Below are 5,658 nucleotides of genomic sequence, written 5' to 3' on the forward strand. Positions count from 1 at the left end.
TTCAACCGGCGCGTGACCAACCCGGTGCAGCGGCTGTGGGCCGGGTGGCTCCCGCCGTTCGGCATCGTCGAGCATGTCGGACGGCGCTCCGGCAAGCAGTACCGCACCCCGGTCAACGTGTTCACCACCGACGTCAACGGCACGCCCGGGGTGGCCATCATGCTCACCTACGGCCCCGACCGCGACTGGCTGAAGAATCTGCGGGCGGCCAGTGGCGGGCGGTTGCGCCGCAATGGCAAGAGCTTGGGCATTGCCGAACCGCGAGTGGTCAGCAAGGAAGAAGCCGCCCAGTATGTCACCCGCCGGTGGCGGCCGATTTTCGCGCGGCTGCCGTTCGAGCAAGCGGTGTTGCTCGACACCACCGGGTGACCCCAACGCCCATCGATGCGCATCACAGCGATCCTCGAGCGAGCGGTCGGGCTGCGCGGTGACGCGCGCGGCGGCCCGGCCAACGCGCTGGTGAACTTCACCCACCACACCGTGTCGCTGGTCGCGGTCATCACCGACGTGCGGCGGGCCGGGCGGCCGGTGATCGGGGTGGCGTTCAATTCGATCGGCCGGTTCGCCCAGAGCGGCATTCTGCGCGACCGGATGATCCCGCGGGTGCTGGCGGCGGCCCCGAACACGCTGCTCGACGACTCCGGGCGCATCGACCCGGCCGCGGTGCTGGCCTGCGCGCTGCGCGACGAGAAGCCAGGCGGACACGGGGACCGGGCGGCGGCGGCCGCCGCGATGGAGCTGGCTTGTTGGGATCTGCTCGCCAAGTGCGACGACGAACCGGCCTACGCGACCATCGCGCGTCGGGTCGGCCGGCAACCGGCGCCCGCCGTAGCGGTGTACGCCGCGGGCGGCTATTACTACCCGCAAGCCAGACCGCATGGTTTGCGGGACGAGATGCGCGGCTACCTGCACGACGGCTACGACGCGGTGAAGATGAAAATCGGCGGCGCGACGCTGCCCGACGACCTGGCGCGCATCGAGACGGTCATCGACGCGGTCGGTGACGGTTCGCGGGTGGCGGTGGACGCCAACGGCAGATTCGACCGGACCGCGGCGACGCAGTGGGCGGCGGCCTTGGCGCCCTACGGATTGCGTTGGTACGAAGAGCCCGGTGACCCGCTGGACTTCGCGCTGCACAGTGCGGTGACGGCCGGCTACGACGGCGCGCTCGCCACCGGGGAGAACCTGTTCTCGGTGCCCGACGTCACCAACCTGCTTCGCTACGGCGGCATGCGGGCCGACCGGGACATCTTCCAGATGGACCCCGGCCTGAGCTACGGGCTGACGCACTACCTGGGCATGCTGGAGACGCTCGAGGCCCACGGCTTCGACCGCCGGTTCGCCTTCCCGCACGGTGGGCACCTGCTCAACCTGCACATCGCGGCCGGCCTGGGATTGGGTGGCTGCGAGTCGTACCCGGGAGTGTTCCAGCCCTTCGGCGGCTACCCCGACGGCTGTCTGCCGCAACAGGGCACGATCACCCCGCCGACCAGCCCGGGCTTCGGGCTGGAAGCCAAGGCGGAACTGGCCGAGTTGATCGCCGAACTGACGGCGTGACGAGGCGGGCATGAAGATCGCGGTAATCGGGTGCGGCGCCATGGGTTCGATCTACGCCGCCAAACTCGCCGCCGCGGGCCACAACGTCCTCGTCGTCGACCGGCACCAGGCGGGCGTCGAGGCAATCTCCCGGCACGGGCTGCGCGTCACCGGCCCCGGCTCTGACCACACGGTGGCGCTGCGGGCCGTGCGCACCGCACCGGCCGAGCCAATGGACCTCGTCGTGCTGGCCGTCAAAGCCGCCGACGTGACAACCGGTGCAGAGCAAGCTTTCGCTGCTCGGCGCGCAAACCACGGTGTTGACCATCCAGAATGGGCTCGGCTCGGCCGACACCGTTGCCGGCATCGTCGGTGAGCAGCGGGTCGCGGTCGGCATCGCGAGCGGGTTCGGGGCCGCGAGAATCGCGCCGGGGCACGTGCACCACAACGCGATGCGCGCCATGCGGTTCGGCGCCTATGCGTCGTTGCCGCACGCGAGGGTTGACTTGATCGCCCAGGCCTGGGCGGACGCCGGCTTCGACGCGGCCGCGGTGACCGACATCGCCGCCATGCAGTGGGAAAAGCTGATCTGCAACGTCGCCTACAGCGCGCCCTGCGCGCTGACCGGCATGACGGTCGGCCAGGTGATGGACGATGCGCAGCTGGGCCCGGTGAGCCGCGCAGCGGCCACCGAGGCGTGGACGGTGGCCCGCGCGTCGGGAATCGCCGTCGACGTCGCCGACCCGGTCACGCACGTGCGCGCTTTCGGGGCCGCAATGCCCGACGCCAAGCCGTCGGCGCTGCTCGACCACGAGGCCCGCCGGGTGAGCGAGATCGACGTCATCAACGGCGCGGTTCCCCGCCAAGGCGCCCGGGTCGGCGTCGAGGCGCCGGTGAACGCGACGTTGACCGCGGTGGCCATGGCCATCGAACGCTCATGGGCGCCAATTACATCGGGTTAGCCGCGTGGACCGGGATGCGGTGGGTACCCCCGACGTTGACCTATCAGAATGGGGCGCGAGGAGATGACCGTGGCTGACCGAACCCGAGAACAGCGACTGGCCGAACGCGTCGAGCAGCTCTACGCCAACGACCCGCAGTTTCGGGCCGCTGCGGCGATCCCTGCGGTGACCGAGGCGGCGCACCGGCCCGGCCTGCGAGTCGCCCAGGTGGTCGAGACCTACCTGGAGGGCTACGCTGACCGCCCGGCGCTGGGCCAACGCTCCTATGAAGTGGTTCGCGACCAGGCCACCGGCAGGGCGACCACGACGTTGCTGTCCGGATTCGACACCATCACCTACCGCGAGCTGCACCAGCGGGTGGTGGCGGTGGCCAATGCGTGGCAAGCCGAACTGCCGGGCGGTTTCCGGCCGGGTGATTTTGTTGCGGTGCTGGGTTTCACCAGCGTCGACTACGCGGTGAACTATCTGGCCTGCATCCGGTTGGGCGCGGTGTTCGTGCCGCTGCAAACCAGTTCCACCGCTGCCCAATTGGGGCCGATCATCGCCGAGACCCAGCCGCGGGTCTTCGCCGTCAGCCTGGAATCGCTGGAGGTCGCGGTGGACGTGCTCGTCGAGGCACCGTCGATCCAGCGGGTGGTCGTCTTCGACTACACCAGCGCAGACGACGATCAGCGGGAGCGTTACGAACGCGCCACCGCTCGGGTGGCCGCCGCCGGCCACCAGGCGCAGATCGTGCCCCTTACCGGTGAACTCGACTATGGACGCGGCGCGGCGGCCACCCCGCCGTTCGTGGCGCCGGAGGGCGAAAACCCCTTGGCCACATTGATCTACACCTCCGGCAGTACCGGCGCACCAAAGGGGGCGATGTACACCACCGACACGTTGACCCGGTTGTGGCAGCGCCCGCACAGCCCGTCGGTGGACATCGGCAGGACCATTCCGGCCATCCACCTGCAGTACATGCCGCTGTCCCACGTCTACGGGCTGGAATGGCTCAATGCCACGTTGTCCTCCGGCGGCATCGGCTATTTCGCCGCCAAGAGTGACATGTCGACCCTGTTCGACGACATCGCGTTGGTGCGGCCCACCGCGCTGAACCTGGTACCGCGGGTGTGCGACATGTTCTTTCGGCGCTACCGCCGCGAGCGCGACCAGCGCCCGGCCGACGGATTCAGCGACGAGCAGCTCGACGACATGGTGAAAGCCGAACTGCGACAGGACTTCATCGGTGGACGAGTGATATCGGCGATGTGCGGCAGCGCGCCGCTGTCGGCGCAAATGCACGCGTTCATGGAGTCGTTGCTCGACGTCCCGGTCGCCAACGGCTACGGCGCCACCGAGACCGGCGGCGGCATCTTGCGCAACGGCATCATCCGTCGTCCGCCGGTGACCGAATACAAGCTTGTCGACGTGCCCGAACTCGGCTACTTCACCACCGACCAGCCCCATCCACGCGGCGAACTGTACGTCAAGGCCAGCACCACCATCCCGGGATATTTCAAACATCCCGAGCTCTCGGCCAAGATCTTCGACGACGACGGCTTCTACAAGACCGGCGACATCATGGCCGAGCTGGGCCCGGATCACCTGGTGTACCTGGACCGCAGCAACAACGTCATCAAGCTGTCCCAGGGCGAGTTCGTCGCGGTCTCCCAGTTGGAGGCCACCTTTTCCACCAGCCCCTACATTCGGCAGATCTTCCTGTACGGCAGCAGCGAGCAACCGTTCCTGCTGGCCGTGATCGTGCCGAACTCCGAGGCCATCGGCGACGGCGATCCGCACGCGCTGATCGCCGAATCGCTGCAACGCATCGCCGGTGAGGCACACTTGAACGCCTACGAGGTCCCGCGCGACTTCCTGCTGGAGTCGGAGCGTTTCACCCGCGACAACGGATTGCTCTCAGGAGTCGGCAAGCTGTTGCGGCCCGCGTTGAAAGCCCGCTACGGCGAGCGCCTGGAGGCGATGTACGCCGACATCGAAGCCAGCCAAGGCAATCAGCTCGACGAGCTGCGCGCCGCGAGTCGTGAGCTGCCCACCATCGACACCGTCCGCCGCGCGGCGGCCGCCACCTTGGGCGTTGCCGGCGACACCGCCCTCGGCGACGATGCGCGGTTCATCGAGCTGGGCGGTGACTCGCTGTCGGCGTTCTCCTTCGCCACGCTGCTCGAGTCGATCTTCGACATCGACGTACCGGTGCAGACCATTGTCAGCCCCACCGCAACGCTGGCCTCCATCGCCAGCTACGTTGACGGCGAACAGCTTTCGGCGTCTACCCGGCCGACGTTCGCGTCCGTGCACGGCCGAGGGGCCACGGTCGCCCAGGCGTCGGAGTTGACGCTGCAGAAGTTCATCGACGCCGACACACTGGTGCAGGCGCCGATGCTGCCCGCACCGACCGGCGCCGTCAACACCGTGCTGTTGACCGGGGCCAACGGCTATCTCGGCCGGTTCTTGTGCCTGGAGTGGCTGGAACGGCTAGCACCCAGTGGCGGGGCGGTGATCTGCCTGGCCCGCGGCGCCGACCCGATCGCCGGGCGGCACCGCATCGAGGCCGCGATCGACAGCGGCGACGACGAATTGTCTGGCCGGTTCAGAGATTTGGCCGACAAGCATCTCGAAGTTCTGGTCGGTGATGTGGGCGCGGCCAATCTCGGGCTGGACACCGCGACCTACGATCGACTTGCCGAGTCTGTCGACCTCGTCGTGCATTCGGCCGCTCTGGTCAATCACGTACTGCCCTACAGCCAGCTGTTCGGACCCAACGTCGTGGGCACCAGCGAAATTATCAAAGTGGCAATCAGCAAGCGGCTCAAGCCGATCAACTACATCTCGACGGTGGCAGTGACGGCGCTACCCGACGGCGGGTTCGTCGGCGAAGACGTCGACGTCCGCTCGGCCAGCCCGTCGCGCTCCCTCGACGAGTCCTACGCAAGCGGGTACGCGACCAGCAAGTGGGCCGGCGAGGTGCTGTTGCGCGAAGCGCATGACCTGTGCGGCGTGCCGGTTGCGGTGTTCCGCTCCGACATGATCCTGGCGCACAGCCGCTATTCCGGCCAGCTCAACGTGCCGGACATGTTCACCCGACTGATCCTCAGTGTGGTCGCCACCGGATTGGCACCGCGGTCCTTCTACCAACTGGACGCCTCGGACCACCCGCAGC

3 protein-coding genes and 1 pseudogene are annotated in these 5,658 nt (G+C 68.2%); all 4 read left to right on the forward strand.

The annotated features are described in order from the left end of the window. Positions 1–369, forward strand: a 369-nt coding sequence (locus A9W95_RS05970; RefSeq protein ID WP_067409684.1) for a nitroreductase family deazaflavin-dependent oxidoreductase, incomplete at its 5' end; no start/stop codon positions are given. 15 nt (positions 370–384) lie between these two features. Continuing rightward, positions 385–1,557, forward strand: a complete 1,173-nt coding sequence (locus A9W95_RS05975) for an enolase C-terminal domain-like protein (RefSeq protein WP_067409686.1) — start codon at positions 385–387, stop codon at positions 1,555–1,557. Positions 1,558–1,567: 10 nt separating this feature from the next. Further along, positions 1,568–2,498 (forward strand): annotated as a pseudogene (locus A9W95_RS05980) (ketopantoate reductase family protein). 63 nt (positions 2,499–2,561) lie between these two features. Continuing rightward, positions 2,562–5,658: carboxylic acid reductase (car, locus tag A9W95_RS05985; RefSeq protein WP_067409688.1), on the forward strand; the 3,097-nt coding region annotated here is incomplete at its 3' end.

Source organism: Mycobacterium sp. 1423905.2 (assembly GCF_001673155.1).
Lineage (GTDB): Bacteria > Actinomycetota > Actinomycetes > Mycobacteriales > Mycobacteriaceae > Mycobacterium.